Source organism: Trichococcus sp. (assembly GCF_055118575.1).
Genome location: NZ_JBSQPW010000012.1, coordinates 17,773 through 33,224, shown reverse-complemented (window position 1 = coordinate 33,224; position 15,452 = coordinate 17,773). Strand labels below are relative to the sequence as shown.

At 45.6% G+C, this 15,452-nt stretch carries 18 protein-coding genes and 2 tRNA genes; 19 read left to right on the top strand and 1 reads right to left on the bottom strand.

Annotated elements, in window-relative coordinates; all coding sequences use genetic code 11:
* Positions 1-24: 24 nt before the first annotated feature.
* The 4 genes from hflX to ACTCCX_RS04840 all read left to right on the top strand — a co-directional run bounded on the left by hflX (position 25) and on the right by ACTCCX_RS04840 (position 3,116).
* Complete coding sequence (hflX, locus tag ACTCCX_RS04855; RefSeq protein WP_463275006.1) at positions 25-1,284, top strand: GTPase HflX; 1,260 nt, start codon at positions 25-27, stop codon at positions 1,282-1,284.
* Positions 1,268-2,524, top strand: a complete 1,257-nt coding sequence (locus ACTCCX_RS04850; RefSeq protein WP_068559717.1) for a methionine gamma-lyase family protein — start codon at positions 1,268-1,270, stop codon at positions 2,522-2,524. The genes hflX and ACTCCX_RS04850 overlap by 17 nt, the downstream gene beginning before the upstream one ends.
* A gap of 176 nt (positions 2,525-2,700) precedes the next feature.
* Positions 2,701-2,774: transfer RNA gene (locus tag ACTCCX_RS04845), tRNA-Arg, on the top strand.
* A gap of 268 nt (positions 2,775-3,042) precedes the next feature.
* Positions 3,043-3,116, top strand: a tRNA-Arg gene (locus tag ACTCCX_RS04840).
* Positions 3,117-3,203: 87 nt separating this feature from the next.
* Here the strand turns inward: ACTCCX_RS04840 and ACTCCX_RS04835 are convergent.
* Complete coding sequence (locus tag ACTCCX_RS04835) at positions 3,204-3,509, bottom strand: hypothetical protein (protein WP_143148175.1); 306 nt, start codon at positions 3,507-3,509, stop codon at positions 3,204-3,206.
* Positions 3,510-3,744: 235 nt separating this feature from the next.
* Between ACTCCX_RS04835 and ACTCCX_RS04830 the strand changes: the two genes are divergently transcribed.
* The 15 genes from ACTCCX_RS04830 (at position 3,745) to ACTCCX_RS04760 (ending at position 15,415) form a co-directional block, all read left to right on the top strand.
* On the top strand, positions 3,745-4,083 hold the full coding sequence (locus tag ACTCCX_RS04830) for a hypothetical protein (RefSeq protein ID WP_068559835.1): 339 nt from the start codon (positions 3,745-3,747) through the stop codon (positions 4,081-4,083).
* A gap of 297 nt (positions 4,084-4,380) precedes the next feature.
* Entirely contained in the window at positions 4,381-4,842 is a 462-nt protein-coding gene (gene fabT, locus ACTCCX_RS04825; protein WP_463275005.1) for a fatty acid biosynthesis transcriptional regulator FabT, read from the top strand.
* Positions 4,842-5,825 (top strand): beta-ketoacyl-ACP synthase III, encoded by a 984-nt coding sequence (locus ACTCCX_RS04820; protein ID WP_463275004.1) that lies wholly within the window; start codon positions 4,842-4,844, stop codon positions 5,823-5,825. Before fabT ends, ACTCCX_RS04820 begins: the two co-directional genes overlap by 1 nt.
* A gap of 26 nt (positions 5,826-5,851) precedes the next feature.
* On the top strand, positions 5,852-6,079 hold the full coding sequence (locus tag ACTCCX_RS04815; protein WP_068622893.1) for an acyl carrier protein: 228 nt from the start codon (positions 5,852-5,854) through the stop codon (positions 6,077-6,079).
* Between the two features lie 25 nt (positions 6,080-6,104).
* Positions 6,105-7,064: an enoyl-[acyl-carrier-protein] reductase FabK gene (fabK, locus tag ACTCCX_RS04810; protein WP_068559708.1), complete on the top strand. Its 960-nt coding sequence runs from the start codon at positions 6,105-6,107 to the stop codon at positions 7,062-7,064.
* A 21-nt stretch (positions 7,065-7,085) separates the two neighbouring features.
* A complete protein-coding gene (gene fabD, locus ACTCCX_RS04805; RefSeq protein WP_463275003.1) occupies positions 7,086-8,012 on the top strand; it encodes an ACP S-malonyltransferase in 927 nt (308 codons plus the stop codon).
* Between the two features lie 29 nt (positions 8,013-8,041).
* A complete protein-coding gene (fabG, locus tag ACTCCX_RS04800; RefSeq protein ID WP_068559704.1) occupies positions 8,042-8,773 on the top strand; it encodes a 3-oxoacyl-[acyl-carrier-protein] reductase in 732 nt (243 codons plus the stop codon).
* A gap of 15 nt (positions 8,774-8,788) precedes the next feature.
* Complete coding sequence (gene fabF / locus ACTCCX_RS04795; protein ID WP_463275002.1) at positions 8,789-10,024, top strand: beta-ketoacyl-ACP synthase II; 1,236 nt, start codon at positions 8,789-8,791, stop codon at positions 10,022-10,024.
* Between the two features lie 3 nt (positions 10,025-10,027).
* A complete protein-coding gene (accB, locus tag ACTCCX_RS04790) occupies positions 10,028-10,489 on the top strand; it encodes an acetyl-CoA carboxylase biotin carboxyl carrier protein (protein ID WP_463275001.1) in 462 nt (153 codons plus the stop codon).
* Positions 10,490-10,508: 19 nt separating this feature from the next.
* The gene (gene fabZ, locus ACTCCX_RS04785) at positions 10,509-10,940 is read left to right on the top strand and encodes a 3-hydroxyacyl-ACP dehydratase FabZ (RefSeq protein WP_276646254.1); all 432 of its coding nucleotides are present in this window, start codon (positions 10,509-10,511) and stop codon (positions 10,938-10,940) included.
* 1 nt (position 10,941) lies between these two features.
* Positions 10,942-12,318, top strand: a complete 1,377-nt coding sequence (locus ACTCCX_RS04780) for an acetyl-CoA carboxylase biotin carboxylase subunit (RefSeq protein ID WP_463275000.1) — start codon at positions 10,942-10,944, stop codon at positions 12,316-12,318.
* A gap of 36 nt (positions 12,319-12,354) precedes the next feature.
* The gene (gene accD / locus ACTCCX_RS04775; RefSeq protein ID WP_463274999.1) at positions 12,355-13,230 is read left to right on the top strand and encodes an acetyl-CoA carboxylase, carboxyltransferase subunit beta; all 876 of its coding nucleotides are present in this window, start codon (positions 12,355-12,357) and stop codon (positions 13,228-13,230) included.
* Positions 13,227-14,009 (top strand): acetyl-CoA carboxylase carboxyl transferase subunit alpha, encoded by a 783-nt coding sequence (gene accA / locus ACTCCX_RS04770; RefSeq protein ID WP_463274998.1) that lies wholly within the window; start codon positions 13,227-13,229, stop codon positions 14,007-14,009. The genes accD and accA overlap by 4 nt, the downstream gene beginning before the upstream one ends.
* A gap of 117 nt (positions 14,010-14,126) precedes the next feature.
* The gene (locus ACTCCX_RS04765; protein ID WP_463274997.1) at positions 14,127-15,098 is read left to right on the top strand and encodes a tetratricopeptide repeat protein; all 972 of its coding nucleotides are present in this window, start codon (positions 14,127-14,129) and stop codon (positions 15,096-15,098) included.
* Positions 15,099-15,202: 104 nt separating this feature from the next.
* Positions 15,203-15,415, top strand: a complete 213-nt coding sequence (locus tag ACTCCX_RS04760; RefSeq protein WP_463274996.1) for a cold-shock protein — start codon at positions 15,203-15,205, stop codon at positions 15,413-15,415.
* Positions 15,416-15,452: the final 37 nt, after the last annotated feature.

The following is a 15,452-nucleotide window of genomic DNA, read 5'->3' as shown; positions in this document are numbered from 1 at the left end:
CGTATAAAGAAAGTTGGAAATTCTATGGAAAATACGAAAGAAAAAGTAATTTTGGTTAACGTTCAGACGAATCAAACAGATGAAGCCTTTGAATATGAGCTGAGAGAACTGGCTGAATTGACCGAAACCGCATTAGGGGAAGTTGTCGGCGTATTGACCCAAAAGAGGGAACGTAAGGATTCGCGCACTGTCATCGGCAAAGGGAAAGTGGAAGAGCTAGTGAATTTGTGTGCAGAATTAGAAGCAGATACCGTCATTTTCCAACAGGAGCTTTCTTCCAAGCAAATGCGCAACATCCAAGAAACTGTCGATTGCAAAGTCATCGATCGTGTTCAACTGATATTGGATATCTTTGCAATGCGCGCACGCAGTAAAGAAGGGAAACTTCAGGTAGCCTTGGCGCAGTTGAGTTATCTGTTGCCGCGTTTGATGGGTCAAGGCGTTAATTTATCCCGTCTAGGCGGTGGAATAGGAACAAGAGGACCGGGTGAGACAAAACTCGAGACCGACCGTAGACATATACACAGTCAGATGCAGGAAATCAAAAAGACATTGGAAGAAACAGAACTTCACCGTCAAAGGGCAAGAGAAAAGCGCCATGCCAGCGAAGTTTTCCAAATCGGCTTGATTGGTTACACGAATGCAGGCAAATCGACGGTCATTAACCGCTTGACTGATGCAGCAACGTTGGAAGAAGATAAATTGTTTGCAACGCTGGATCCTTTGACAAGGAAGCTGACATTGCCTAATCAATTCCAGGCAACTATAACCGACACTGTAGGTTTTATCCAGGACCTTCCGACACAGTTGATCCATGCTTTCCATTCAACGTTGGAGGAGAGCCGCAATATGGATGTATTTTTGCATGTAGTGGATGCTTCGACTTCCTTCATCGATCAGCATGAGAAGACCGTCTTGGCATTGTTGAAGGATTTGGACATGGATAAGACACCTATGTTGACGATCTACAACAAACGGGATCTTGCAAGCCCGGATTTCCAGCCGAGACTCTTCCCGAACATCGTAATTTCTGCCCTTGAAGATGACGACATCAACCGATTGAAGGACTTCATCTGGGATGAAATCGCCAAAATGTTGGTTCCGTATACAAAGGACATTGATGCAAGCGGCCCTGAAGCCCGGACGATGAATAAGATGCAGCAAGAGACCTTTGTGGAATCCATTGAGTACATAGAGGAAACAAACGCATATCGCTTAAGAGGATATGCTAAAACGAATTCAAAGTGGTTAGGAGACAAAGTAACTGATGCAAGTGACGAATAAAGAAGAACTACTGGCGGATCTGGTCGTTAAAGTGGACAACAAAATCCAGCCCGTGTTTAAAGAAATACAGGAGAAGGCTTTATTTAATCAAGGCAAGGTGCTTGAGGCTTTCCGGAAGCACCGCGTCAGCGATTACCATTTTAATCCTAGCACAGGCTATGGCTATGATGACGACGGCCGCGATACGCTCGAGAAAGTCTATGCAGAGATTTTTCAGGCTGAAGCCGCTTTGGTCAGGCCGCAAATCATTTCCGGAACACACGCTATTTCGACTGCGCTCTTCGGAGTCTTGCGTCCCGGCGATGAATTGATCTACGTAACCGGAACGCCATACGATACGTTGTTGGACATCGTTGGTTTGACCGGAAACGGAATCGGCTCCCTAAAAGAGTTCAACATCGCTTATCAGCATATCGATCTGCTTGCGGACGGCAAAGTGGATATTCCGAGTGTTCTTAGAAAAATCAGTACAAAAACAAAAATAATCGCGATACAACGCTCACGTGGCTATGCAGCCAGACCTTCCTTTACAATAAACGAAATTAAGGAGATGATTGCGGCAATCCGACCGCACGTTGGTCCGGAAGTTGTCTTTTTTGTCGACAACTGTTATGGCGAGTTCGTCGAAACACTTGAGCCGATTGAAGTCGGAGCGGATCTGATTGCCGGTTCCCTCATCAAAAACCCGGGCGGCGGCATCGTGAAGATGGGTGGTTACCTCGCTGGCAGAGAGGACCTGATTGAACGGTGTGCATACCGACTGACAACTCCCGGTATCGGTCGTGAAGCAGGCGCCTCACTCTACAGCCTTTTGGAGATGTATCAAGGCTTATTTTTGGCGCCCCATGTTGTCGGCGAAGCGGTGAAAGGTGCTGTCTATACAGCAGGATTATTGGAGGAGTGCAACGTACCGTCTACCCCTGCTTGGGACAGCCCCCGCACTGATTTGATCCAGATGGTCGCATTACCGAGCAAGGAAGCGATGATTGCTTTTGCCCAGACGATCCAGAAATATTCGCCGGTTAACGCAGCAGTCAAACCGATTCCGGCCTATATGCCCGGTTATGAAGATGATGTCATCATGGCTGCCGGAACCTTCATTCAGGGCGCAAGCCTGGAATTGACGGCAGACGGGCCGATCAGACCGCCTTATCTCTTGTATGTGCAAGGCGGACTGACCTACGAGCATGTCAAATTGGCAGTCACTGCAGCCGTGAAGGATACGTTCTTCGCAGAATGATTTGTGATTTCAGGTTGAGTCAAATCTGTACTCAGCCTGAAAATCACTTTTTTTTTTACATAAGGAGCTCACCTGCAGGAAAACCTCGAAACCTTCCTACGAAATAGTATTGACTTTAAGCTGGTCATCGCCTATAATATTAAATGTTGTGAGTCGTTTTGAGGACTCAAAATTTTGTCTCAATAGCTCAGCCGGATAGAGCATTCGCCTTCTAAGCGAACGGTCGGGAGTTCGAATCTCTCTTGAGACGTCCTATCTGTTTTCAGGATCAAATGTCCTTGTCAGAGAAGGGGTTACATCCGTTGTGAAGCGGGTGTGACGCTTTTTTTCTCGGCACAGAGCGATGTTCAGTGCTGAAGATGGATAGCAAAACATAATTATCTATTTGTTGCAGCAGTGAAATTTTTTTGTGGAAATAGTCAAAATTATGGTGACTATTTAAACGGATTGCTGTATAATCATTTCTTGTGGCACTGGTTTGAAACTTCTTCAAATTTGTTTGGCCGAATAATCATTTTGTCTCAATAGCTCAGCCGGATAGAGCATTCGCCTTCTAAGCGAACGGTCGGGAGTTCGAATCTCTCTTGAGACGTCTAAAAATAATTGAAAAGACCGCTGCAAGGACTATTATCCTTGCAGCGGTCTTTTTCTGTAGAATGGCTTGTAAGATATCCGGAAATCAATCCAGATATTCAAAGATATTTTTTGTCGTCTCGTCGAAAAGAACCTCATGCGAATCGCTGTTATCAATTTTTTTCAGCGGAAAGTTGGTGCGATAGATGCTTTGGTCAGGGAACTGCTCCAAATAGATGACAAAATTTTTGGGATAAAAACTTACCATTTTCGTGAATACATGATCCTGGTCGATGATGACAGTCTTCACTTCAGACATGTTTTTTACCCAGTAGGTATCGACATTGAAATATTCTCCTGGGTGCACCGTGTATTCATATTTCAGTATCGTAATCAGATCATTCAACATCATAAATCCCTCCTAAACAGAATGTTAAAATCTTCACATCCTTATTATACCTCATACTGAACAGATAATTAATACCTATTTAGAATGAAATTGCGGACAGCTGTCAATAAAATGAAAGATATGTTTCGATGTTAAAGGCAATAATTGGAAAAATAGGCTAAATGATGAAAAGTGTGGTATACTACTACTTGTAAGTGTGTTGTAGTTCCTGGTTCTTAAAAGTGAGGCGATAATGGAGATGGTACGAAATATTACTGATGAAACAAAAACCATGATTGAGAGCGAATTACGTAAGGGCACGAGCAACTCACGTATTGCGAATCTGCTTGGCGTATCGTATGAGCAGGCTTTGGAAGTCGTCGAAGCCATCAAGGAATCTATACGACCTGAAATCGGTGACGAAATAAAATTTACCTTCCGCAAGCAGGAAATGGTAGGAGTAATCCGGAAATTATTGACAAATAGCGCCGTCGTAGAGATCTACTGGGATTTGTCCTCCGGCACGATGAAAGACATCTGCGAGGATAAAACAATCGTAAATTTCAAAGACATTGAAGAATTTGTTAAAGTTGATTAATACATATATGCAAAAGAAGCGGCCCTCATCGTCGCTTCTTTTTGTTGTGGCATGCCATATCAAGCAAGCTGGTTATCCTGCAGTTCAACGTAACCGTTTTAAATGTAGCAGGGATTCAATGAATCTTGCAGCACCGGAAGAGATAACGGAAGATATAAAAGAAAAATTATTATCGAAATGCTTGACAGGTTGTATAAAAATTTATATAGTTTGATAGTCGAAAGGTTTGAACATCAAACTATTTTGACCTTCAAGCGCATGTGGTTTGATTGGGCATCGAAAGGAGGAGAGCTATCTTTGGATCATTCCATAGATAAAATTAACTCATATCTCGTAGCAGTCTTCAGTGAAGTGTTGGATATCGAAGAGCGTGCTTTGCGTGTCAGTACGTTTTCTGATTTATCCATCAAGGAGATGCATACAGTCGAGGCAATCGGCATGTATCAAGCTCATACAACTTCTGAAGTAGCAAAAAAATTGAACATCACTGCGGGAACTTTGACGGTGGCCATAAACGCTCTGGTAAAAAAGGGGTATGTCGAACGCATTCGGATGGAGAATGACCGCAGAGTCGTAAAACTAGGATTAACCAAAAAAGGACGCTTACTGTATCGTCTTCATGATAAGTTCCATAGAGAGATGGTAAAAAATACTATTCGCGATATGGAAGATCAGGAAGTGAAAGTTTTGCTGAAAGGCCTAAACAATCTTCACGGTTTCTTATTTGGGTTAGTTCAAAATATCAAGGAACAGGGTTGATGAAATTGGGTTCAAAGATTAGCGCAACAGGTCACTATCTTCCTGAACAGGTCATCTCAAACGAGGATCTGTCTAAAATCATGGACACAAGTGATGAGTGGATCAGCAAAAGGACAGGCATCCGCAGCCGACACATTTCGAAGGATGAAAATACTTCCGATTTATCAAGCAAAGCGGCCGTCAAAATTTTGCAAAACGGTAAAATCACTGCAGACCAACTGGACTTCATTATCGTAGCAACAATGACGCCGGATGCTCTCAGCCCATCGACTGCTTGTTTAGTGCAAGAAAAGATAGGCGCAGTAAATGCTTTCTGTTTCGATATCAATGCAGCTTGTTCCGGCTTTGTCTACGCATTGTCTACCGGTCTCCATATGATGCAGAGCGGTCTCTATCAATATGGCATGATCATCGGTGCTGAGACAATGTCAAAAGTCGTCAACTGGGAAGACCGTTCTACGGCTGTTCTGTTTGGGGATGGCGCTGGCGGTTTGTTGTTGGAACGAACGGAAGATGATTGCTTCGTTGCAGAAGCGATCCATTCTGATGGTGGACGCCATATGGCATTAGTGGCGAACACGATGAAAGTAGAAAATCCGTATGGAGACTCCTCGCAAAAGGAACAAGCTTTCCTTACGATGGATGGCAGAGCCATCTTTGATTTTGCAATTCGCAGTGTGCCAAGCGTCATACGCGAAGTGATGGAGAAGGGAAATCTTTCTGATGGCGATCTGAAGAAGATTTTGGCTCATCAAGCAAATGTGCGCTTATTGGAGGCAATCAGCAAAAAAGTGAAATTGCCATTTTCACTGTTTGCCACAAACATTGCGGAAACGGGCAACACTTCAGCAGCAAGCATTCCGATATTGTTGGATCAGCTTGTTCAAACCAAGGAAATTCAACTCGGCACCAAAGATAAGGTGCTGATGACAGGATTTGGTGGCGGCCTCACTTGGGGAGCCATCGTAGTATCATTAAACTAAAAAAAACATATTTGGAGGAATTTATTATGACATTCGAAAAAATTCAAGCTATTATCGTGGACCAATTGGACAAAGAAGTAGAAGAAGTACAATTAGCAACTAACTTCAGAGAAGACTTAGATGCGGACAGCTTAGACTTATTCCAAATCATCAACGACATCGAAGACGAATTCGACATCAAAATCGAATCAGACGAAGGCATCAACACTGTTGAAGATTTAGTTAAATACGTTGACGCTCAATTAGCAGAATAAGCAGTAGCAGGAAAGTAGGCCTTGTATGAAATCAGAATTATGTGAATTATTAGGTATTCAATATCCCATCATTCAAGGGGCAATGGCGTGGGTAGCGGATGCTGATTTGGCAAGTGCTGTTTCCAATGCTGGTGGTTTGGGTCTTATCGGGACTGGACATGATAGTGTGGATGTAGCGAATGAGAAAATTTCGAAAATGAAAGCATTGACGGATAAGCCTTTCGGTGTAAACATCATGCTTTTGAATCCGCATGTCGATGCTATCGTAGAAGCAGTGATCGCTGCCGGCGTTAAGGTTGTCACAACCGGCGCCGGAAGTCCAGCCCGTTATATGAACCAATTCAAAGAAGCAGGCATCACCGTTATTCCGGTAGTGGCCTCCGTAGCTTTAGCGAGAAGAATGGAGAAAGATGGCGCACACGCTGTCGTAGTCGAAGGCATGGAATCCGGTGGTCACATCGGGAAAACAACGACACTTGCCCTGGTTCCTCAGGTTGTCGATGCCGTTTCGATTCCAGTCATCGCTGCCGGTGGTATCGGCGACGGACGTGGGATGGCAGCTGCTTTCATGTTGGGCGCATCTGCTGTTCAGGTAGGTACTCGTTTTGTAGTTGCCACAGAATCCAATGCACATCAAAACTTCAAGAATGCTATTCTCAAGGCGAAAGATATCGATACAGTCATTACCGGTCAGATTACCGGACATCCTGTTCGTGTGTTGCGCAATAAGTTGACCAGAGAATATCTGCAAGTCGAAAAAGAAGAGACAAGCAAGGAAAATCCGGACTTGGCAAAACTTGAAGAAATGGGCAAAGGCGCTCTGAAAAGAGCGACTGTTGATGGCGATAAAGACTACGGTTCGATGATGGCCGGACAAATCGCCGGTTTGATTTCGAAGGAACAAACGTGTCACGAGATCATACAAGAGTATATGACGGAATGCAAAGAAGTTATTTTGGCCCAAGCTAAATTGTGGGCTGAGTAACAAATTTATAGAGGTGAAATAATGGCAACAGCTTTTGTCTATAGTGGTCAGGGTGCACAATATTTCGGTATGGGTCAAGAACTTTATAACGAGTATGCCGTTGTGCGCGCTGTTTTTGAGGAAGCCTCAGCAACACTTGGTTACGATGTTGCAGAATTATGTTTCCAAGAGAATGACAAGCTTCATTTAACTGAATATACACAACCAGCAATCTTAACGGTTAGCTACGCCCTTGATCAATTACTAGCTGAAAAGGGAATTCAGCCAGATTTTGTTGCAGGATTGAGCCTCGGAGAATATACAGCACTGGTGAAAGCCAATGCTTTTTCTTTTAATGAGGCTATTTCGCTCGTAGCGAAACGCGGAAAATACATGAGCGAAGCTGTGCCGGCAGGCCGTGGGAAAATGGCTGCCGTCATGAATGCGGAACGTTCTGTCATCGAAGAATCTTGCCGGGAAGCGAGCGAGACAGCCTATGTCGCGCCTGCCAACTACAACATGCCGACGCAGATTGTTATCGGCGGAGAAATCGAAGGCGTGGATAAAGCCATCGAAATTCTTGAGTCCAAAGGCGTGAAGCGCATTATCCCGTTGAACGTCAGCGGTCCTTTCCATACAGCACTGTTGCATCCTGCAGCGGAAAAGTTGGAAGTGGCTTTGGCTGAGGTGAACGTGGGTGAACCGAGGATACCTGTCGTAGGCAATACCGAAGCGACGATCGTAGCGAAAGACGCCATCAAGGGCCTTTTAGTGCGTCAGATCGAATCGCCGGTACTTTGGGAAGACAGCGTCCGCAAGTTGGTTGAACTGGGAGTGGACACCTTTGTGGAAGTCGGCCCAGGCACGACTTTAAGCAAATTCATCAAAAAAATCAACAAAGAGGTCGCTGTATATAATGTGGAGGATTTGAAATCCCTCAGCAAGACCCTTGAAGGATTACAAAAATAAGAAGATCAGACAAGAAATGAGGGATAGTCTTGGATTTAAAAGGAAAGACGGTCATCGTCACTGGTAGTTCAAGAGGAATCGGCGAAGCCATCGCTGAAGCTTATGCGAAACGTGGAGCCAATATCGTTCTGAATGCACGTAAACCGATTGCTGAAGAAAAAGTTGCGCATCTGGAATCTTACGGTGTAACTGTAAAAACGCTCCTAGGAGATGTCAGCGATTTTGAGACTGCCAAAGAAATCGTCAGCCAAGCCAAAGAACTATTCGGTTCCGTGGATGTTTTGGTTAACAATGCTGGGATTACCCGCGACAAATTGATCATGCGCATGGATGAGGAGGACTTTGATGCCACTTATCAAGTGAATTTGAAGGGTACCTTCAATATGATCCGCCACGCTTTGCCGCTAATGCTGAAACAAAGAGCCGGCAGCATCATCAACATTTCAAGCGTAGTCGGTGAAACCGGAAATACAGGGCAGGCCAACTATGCTGCCAGCAAAGCCGGCATCATCGGATTGACGAAATCTGTCGCCCGTGAAGCTGCAACAAGAGGCATTACATGTAATGCCATTGCACCAGGATTCATCGAAACGGAAATGACGGATGTTCTTTCGGAAAAGATTCAAGAACAAATGTTGACGCAAATCCCATTGAAACGATTTGGAAAAGCCGAAGAAGTGGCAAACACTGCTGTCTTCTTGAGTGAGAATACTTACATCACCGGCCAGACCATCAGTGTCAATGGCGGCATGTACATGTAAGACAGGAGGATAAATATGAATCGCGTTGTTATTACAGGTATGGGTGCTATCACCCCTTTAGGAAATACAGTCACTGAATTTTGGGACGGCATCAAAAACGGTAAAAACGGTATTGCTGCCATCACAAATTTTGATGCAAGCGAAACGGGCATATCCGTCGCAGGTGAAGTGAAAGACTTTGATGCGACCAAGTATATGGACCGAAAAGAATACAAGCGTATGGATTTGTTTTCGCAATATGCGGTAGCTGCCTCTGCTCAAGCCGTGGAACAAAGCGGCATCGACATGGAAAAAATCGATGCGGACCGCTTTGGCGTTACCATCGGCTCTGGTGTCGGCGGTTTCATTACAATGGAATCCGGCATCATCAAAATGCATGAAAAAGGACCGAAACGCGTCCCACCTATGTTCGTTCCGATGGCAATCGGCAACATGGCGGCAGGAAATACTGCCATCAAATTCGGTGCTAAAGGACCAAGCATGGACATCGTTACTGCTTGTGCTTCTGCGACAAATTCAATCGGAGAAGCATTCCGCAGCATCAAGCATGGTTATGCCGATTTGATGCTTGCAGGTGGATCGGATGCTACGGTGTGTGAAATCGGTATCGCTGGTTTCGCGGCTCTGACTGCTTTATCCACTAGCACCGATCCGGACCGTGCGTCCATTCCTTTCGATAAAGAACGAAATGGTTTTGTCATGGGTGAAGGTGCGGGCATTTTGATGCTTGAAAATCTTGATCACGCACTGGCACGCGGCGCAAACATCTTGGCTGAAGTTGTCGGTTATGGCGTCACCTGTGATGCCTATCATATGACGGCTCCATCAGCTGATGGAAGCGGTGCTGGCAAAGCGATGATCCTAGCGATGAAAGAAGCAGGCATCACTCCAGCGCAAGTCGATTACATCAACGCTCATGGAACAAGTACGCCTGCAAATGATTCAGGCGAAACGGCTGCAATCAAGTACGCATTCGGCGAAGAAGCTCACAATGTCGCTATCTCAAGCACAAAGAGTATGACGGGACATTTGCTGGGCGCAGCCGGCGGTATCGAAGCGGTTGCCTGTGTCAAAGCTATCCAAGATGATTTCATGCCACCAACAATCGGCTTCCAAACGGCTGATGAAAATTGCGATCTGGACTACATCCCGAATGTAGGACGTGAAAAAGAAGTCACTTACACATTGAGTAACTCTCTGGGCTTCGGCGGCCACAATGCCATACTATGTTTCAAAAAATGGGAGGCTTAATACATGAATATTGAAGATGTAAAAAGCCTGATCTCCTTGATCGATGATTCAACCTTGACTGAGTTGCACTATCAGACAGGTGACTTTCAGCTCCTGTTGTCGAAGAACAAGTTGGTTCAAACGAACCAGCAGTCAAGCGACAACATCCCGGCAGAAGTTCCTAGTCCAGCAGTGATCGCTCCAGTCCAAAACCTCAAGGAGGCTGTTTCTGAAGAGGCTACTGCAAAAGAAGGGAAAATCATCACTTCTCCGATCGTCGGCGTTGTTTACTTGGCACCGACTCCTGATGCGAAACCTTACGCTACTAAAGGACAAAATATCGCAAAAGGCGATGTTGTCTGCTTGGTCGAAGCAATGAAACTAATGAATGAAATCAAAAGCGAGTTCGATGGGGAAATCGTTGAGGTTTTGGTTGAGAATGAGCAAATCGTTGAATACAACCAACCTTTGTTCCGTATCGTCTAATAAAAAGGAGACTAATATAATGAGTTTATTAAGCGCACAAGAAGTAATGGATATCATCCCTAACCGCTACCCGATTTTCTTCATCGATAAAGTTGAGGAATTGACGCCCGGTGAACACATCGTCTGCTATAAAAATGTAACAATCAATGAACCTTTCTTCCAAGGACATTTCCCAGGCGAACCAGTAATGCCCGGCGTACTGATCGTTGAAGCATTGGCGCAAGCGGGTTCTATTCCTTTGTTGACTTTGCCTGATTTCAAGGGACAAACTGCTTATTTAGGCGGATTGAATAAAGTCAAATTCCGTCAAAAAGTAGTTCCTGGCGATGTAGTGCGTCTTCAAGTAGATATCGTCAAATTGAAGAAATTTGCGGGCATCGGTTATGGACAAGCTTTTGTCGGAGACAAAAAAGTTTGTGAAGTTGAAATGACATTCATCATTGGTAGATAATATGTTTACGAAGGTATTGATCGCAAACAGAGGAGAAATTGCTGTCAGGATCATTCGTGCTTGTCATGAGTTAGGAATCCAAACGGTAGCGGTCTATTCTGAAGCCGACCGCGAAGCATTGCATACACAGCTGGCCACTCAGGCTATCTGTATCGGTCCCGCAAAAGCGAGCGATTCCTATTTGAATATGACAAGCATCTTGAGCGCAGCAGTTGTTACAGGAGCCCAAGCCATCCATCCAGGCTTCGGTTTCCTTTCGGAGAACAGCGCATTCGCCACAATGTGCGAAGAAATGAATATCCGATTCATCGGACCTTCTTCCACCATCATCGACCTGATGGGCAATAAAGCAAATGCCCGCAAAACGATGATAGCGGCAGGTGTTCCTGTCACTCCGGGAAGCGAAGGCTACATCTCTTCATACGAAGAGGCAGTGGCTCAAGCAAATAAAATCGGTTATCCAGTCATCCTGAAAGCTGCTGCTGGTGGTGGCGGTAAAGGGATGCGGAAAGTCTACCAGGAAAACGGCTTGGAGGCAGCATTCAGCCAAGCAAAAGCGGAAGCAAAAGCTGCTTTCGGGGATGACCGCATGTATCTTGAGAAGATCATCACGCCGGCTCGTCATATCGAAGTACAGATTTTAGGCGATTCGTTCGGCAATGTCGTCCATCTGGGCGAGCGCGATTGCTCCCTTCAGCGCAATCATCAGAAAGTGTTGGAAGAAAGTCCATCCACATTCATTTCTGAGGAGACACGCAAAGCAATGGGGGATGTCGCTATTCGAGCGGCTAAACATGTCGGTTACACCAACGCAGGCACAATCGAGTTCCTCGTTGATACGGAACAACGTTTCTATTTCATGGAAATGAACACGCGTATCCAGGTTGAGCATCCGGTAACTGAAATGGCGACCGGCATCGATATCGTCAAAGAGCAATTGCGTATCGCGAGCGGTGAGCCTTTGTCCTTTACGCAGGACGAGGTTGTCATCAGCGGCCATACGATTGAGTGCCGCATCAATGCTGAAAATCCGGCTTTGGGCTTCCGTCCTTCATCCGGCAAAATCGACTACCTTTTCTTGCCTAGCGGCGGGAATGGACTGCGCGTCGAAAGCGCCATGTATGGTGGTTATATGATTCCGCCATTCTATGACTCGATGATCGCCAAAATCATCACAAAAGGCGACGACAGAAGTGAAGCTATCGCCAAAATGAGGCGAGCGCTGCAGGAACTGGTCATCGAGGGAGTCGACACGAACCAATTTTTCCAGGAAGATATTCTCCAGGATCCGAATTTCATTTCCGGAGATTATGATACGGAATATCTTCAGAACGTGTTCCTTAAAACTTGGGCACCTGAAGAAGTGGAAAGTGTATAAATCAAATAGTCAAGAAGTCACACTAGAGGTGAGGAAATGAAATTATTTCGTAAGCGTCCTTACATTCCGATAGCTCAAGTTCCCGCTTCAAAAGCAGCCGATCAGAAACCGATCGTTCCTGAAGGCTTATGGGAAAAATGCCCGAATTGTCAAAAGACGATCTACAGCAAGGACTTAGGGAAAGATAAAGTATGCCCGCATTGTGCCTATAATTTTAGGATTTCGGCATACGAACGTATTTCCAATATCGTTGATGAAGGCTCTTTTGATGAATGGAACGCCCTTATGCCCGAAGAAAATCCATTGGCTTTTCCGGGTTATGAGAACAAATTGAAGCTTGCCAAAGAAAAAACGGGACTTGACGAAGCGGTTGTGACTGGCGCGGCATTCATCAATAATCATAAAGTTGCTTTGTGTGTGATGGATTCGAACTTTATCATGGCAAGCATGGGGAAAGTGGTCGGCGAGAAATTGACGCGCGCGTTCGAACGCGCAACGATTGAAAAGCTCCCGATCATTGTATTCACAGCTTCGGGCGGCGCCAGAATGCAGGAGGGCATCATGTCCTTGATGCAGATGGCGAAAGTCAGCGTTGCAGTCTCCAATCACAGTAAAGCCGGTCTGTTGTACATCACAGTCCTGACAGATCCGACGACCGGGGGCGTAACGGCCAGCTTTGCGATGCAAGGGGATATCATCCTGGCTGAAACGGGGGCGACTGTCGGTTTCGCCGGCAAACGCGTCATCGAGCAGACAATCAAAGCGAAATTGCCTGAAGGCTTCCAGACAGCCGAAAAAGTGCTGGAAAACGGCTTTATCGACAAAATTGTGGCCAGAAAAGATTTGAAAAGGGCATTGCAGCATATCTTGCTGATTCATGCTCCTGCAGAAAAGGCGGGTGAAGTGCAGTGAAGGATGTCAAAGAAATTATCACCGCTGCGAGAAGCATCTCCCGTCTGACAGCGACTGAAATGATCCATGCCATCTGTGAAGGTTTTGTTGAATTCCACGGCGATAGAAAGTTCGGTGACGACCCTGCTATCGTCGGTGGGATCGCATTGCTGGATGACATGCCGGTAACTGTCATCGGAACGCAAAAGGGGCATGATGTGACTGAAAATGTCTATCGTAATTTCGGATCACCGCATCCGGAGGGCTACCGTAAAGCGATCCGTTTGATGAAACAGGCGGAAAAATTCAATCGTCCGATCGTCACATTCATCAATACTTCAGGCGCTTTTTGCGACGTCGACTCTGAGGATCGAGGCATCGGTGAGGCAATCGCTGAGTCGCTTTTGGTGATGAGCCAATTGACGGTTCCTTTCATCGCCATCTTCATAGGAGAGGGTGGCAGCGGCGGAGCTTTGGCGTTGGCTATGGGCAACGAAGTGTGGATGTTGGAGAATACCATGTATTCTGTTCTGTCCCCGGAAGGTTTTGCTTCCATTTTATGGAAAGATTCCTCTCGATCCGATGAAGCAGCCAAAGTGATGAAGTTGACGCCGGATGATCTTTTCTCATTGGACGTCATCGACAAAATCATTATGGAATCCCGTAGGAAAGTAGCCCGCAAATCGGATGATGTCATGCTTGAACTGAAGCGTGAGTTAAGTGCCAAGCTGAAAGAGCTGAAGCAACTGACTCCAGCAGAATTGGTTGAGCAACGCCAGAAACGATTCCGGAACTATTGATTCAAGAACAGTTATCGACCGTCCGCACAGCAGCAGCTGTGTGGGCGGTTTTTTTCGCGTTCGCATTTGTGTTATAATAACCTAACAAGAAAATCAGCTTAGATTGGGGTGATGGAAATGGGAGAAAAAATTGTTTTTCCATTAAATTACGAGGGATACTTGAAAAAAGGACTGTTGGCATTCGAAGAGGGAAATCTGCAGCTTGCGGAAGAATGGATCGGAAAAGCCATAGCCATCAAGCAAGCCGACGATATTCTCCCGCTTTATCTCATGTTGCTGCAGGAGACCGATCAAGCAGAGAAAAGTCTGGCCATCATAAGCGAAATGCGGCCAGACATAGCGGCATCCTTCTCGGTTGATGACATCGATTTCCTCTACATGAAAGGACTGCTCCAGTCCGGAGCTTATGATGCGGCTCGCGAACAAATCGAAGCGCGGAAAAATATTATCGGCCTGTCGATGGAGCATCAATTCGCTCTGGAACAATTGGAGGCTGAAGTCGAAAAAGTTGAACTGAAAAATTTGGAGAAGAAGCTTAAAAAAAGTTCGGAAATCCTTCAGACAGAAAAAAACATTGATACGCAGCCATTCCACAAGCAACAGGCATATGCGCAACAATTGAAGGAGTTGGAGGATGACCAATTCAGTAAGATAGCGCAACGTTTGCTTATGAACAGCGGTCTCCATCGGATGCTCAAGACCGAAATCATCCACCAATTTCTGGCGCGCGGCCTACATCCCTCGGTAACTGTCAGATTGGATGAAGCCGAAGAAAAAGTCGATCTGGCTAAAGTTGTTCCCTTGATAGATTCAAAAATGTACAAAGATGGGATGGCTTACATCAAAGAAGAAATCGCCAATAAAAATCCGACTTTGGCGGATGCGATGGAGAATGCCTTCTTCATGCAATTATCGCTTCTTTATCCGTTCGAAGACAGGACGATCCCATCCGTGACGGAGTGGTTGGAGGTGCTCTACCGCATTTACAACGGGACCGGATCGACAGGCGAGTCCAGCGAACAAAGCATCCGTGCTAAAATCGGACAATTGGAAAATAAGCTGGCCGATTTTTTTGGTTTTTTCGGATGAATCCAGCAGAATAATTGACTCGGTTGGGTTTCCTCTCTATAATGAGGGTAACCCGTCTTTGTGAAAGCAGTTCCAAAGAATTGAGTGTTGAAGGAGGATGTACAATGGAATTTGGCAAAGTAAAGTGGTTCAATAACGATAAAGGTTATGGTTTTATTGAACTCGATCAGCAGGATGACGACATTTTCGTACATTTTACCGGTATAGCTGGAGAAGGCTTCAAAAGACTTGAAGAAGGGCAACGCGTTCAGTTCGAAATCGCTGAAGGCGTAAGAGGACCGCAGGCCACAAATGTGATGGTCTTGGCAGAATCATAAGAATAAGTACAGTAAACCGCAAAGGTGAAGGGAATCC

Bases quoted from the DNA above. Each gene is read 5' to 3' on its own strand.
- hflX (WP_463275006.1), top strand. From the start codon at position 25: ATGGAAAATACGAAAGAAAAAGTAATTTTGGTTAACGTTCAGACGAAT.
- ACTCCX_RS04850 (WP_068559717.1), top strand. From the start codon at position 1,268: ATGCAAGTGACGAATAAAGAAGAACTACTGGCGGATCTGGTCGTTAAA.
- ACTCCX_RS04835 (WP_143148175.1), bottom strand. From the start codon at position 3,509: ATGATGTTGAATGATCTGATTACGATACTGAAATATGAATACACGGTG.
- ACTCCX_RS04830 (WP_068559835.1), top strand. From the start codon at position 3,745: ATGGTACGAAATATTACTGATGAAACAAAAACCATGATTGAGAGCGAA.
- ACTCCX_RS04820 (WP_463275004.1), top strand. From the start codon at position 4,842: ATGAAATTGGGTTCAAAGATTAGCGCAACAGGTCACTATCTTCCTGAA.
- ACTCCX_RS04815 (WP_068622893.1), top strand. From the start codon at position 5,852: ATGACATTCGAAAAAATTCAAGCTATTATCGTGGACCAATTGGACAAA.
- fabK (WP_068559708.1), top strand. From the start codon at position 6,105: ATGAAATCAGAATTATGTGAATTATTAGGTATTCAATATCCCATCATT.
- fabD (WP_463275003.1), top strand. From the start codon at position 7,086: ATGGCAACAGCTTTTGTCTATAGTGGTCAGGGTGCACAATATTTCGGT.
- fabF (WP_463275002.1), top strand. From the start codon at position 8,789: ATGAATCGCGTTGTTATTACAGGTATGGGTGCTATCACCCCTTTAGGA.
- accB (WP_463275001.1), top strand. From the start codon at position 10,028: ATGAATATTGAAGATGTAAAAAGCCTGATCTCCTTGATCGATGATTCA.
- fabZ (WP_276646254.1), top strand. From the start codon at position 10,509: ATGAGTTTATTAAGCGCACAAGAAGTAATGGATATCATCCCTAACCGC.
- ACTCCX_RS04780 (WP_463275000.1), top strand. From the start codon at position 10,942: ATGTTTACGAAGGTATTGATCGCAAACAGAGGAGAAATTGCTGTCAGG.
- accD (WP_463274999.1), top strand. From the start codon at position 12,355: ATGAAATTATTTCGTAAGCGTCCTTACATTCCGATAGCTCAAGTTCCC.
- ACTCCX_RS04765 (WP_463274997.1), top strand. From the start codon at position 14,127: ATGGGAGAAAAAATTGTTTTTCCATTAAATTACGAGGGATACTTGAAA.
- ACTCCX_RS04760 (WP_463274996.1), top strand. From the start codon at position 15,203: ATGGAATTTGGCAAAGTAAAGTGGTTCAATAACGATAAAGGTTATGGT.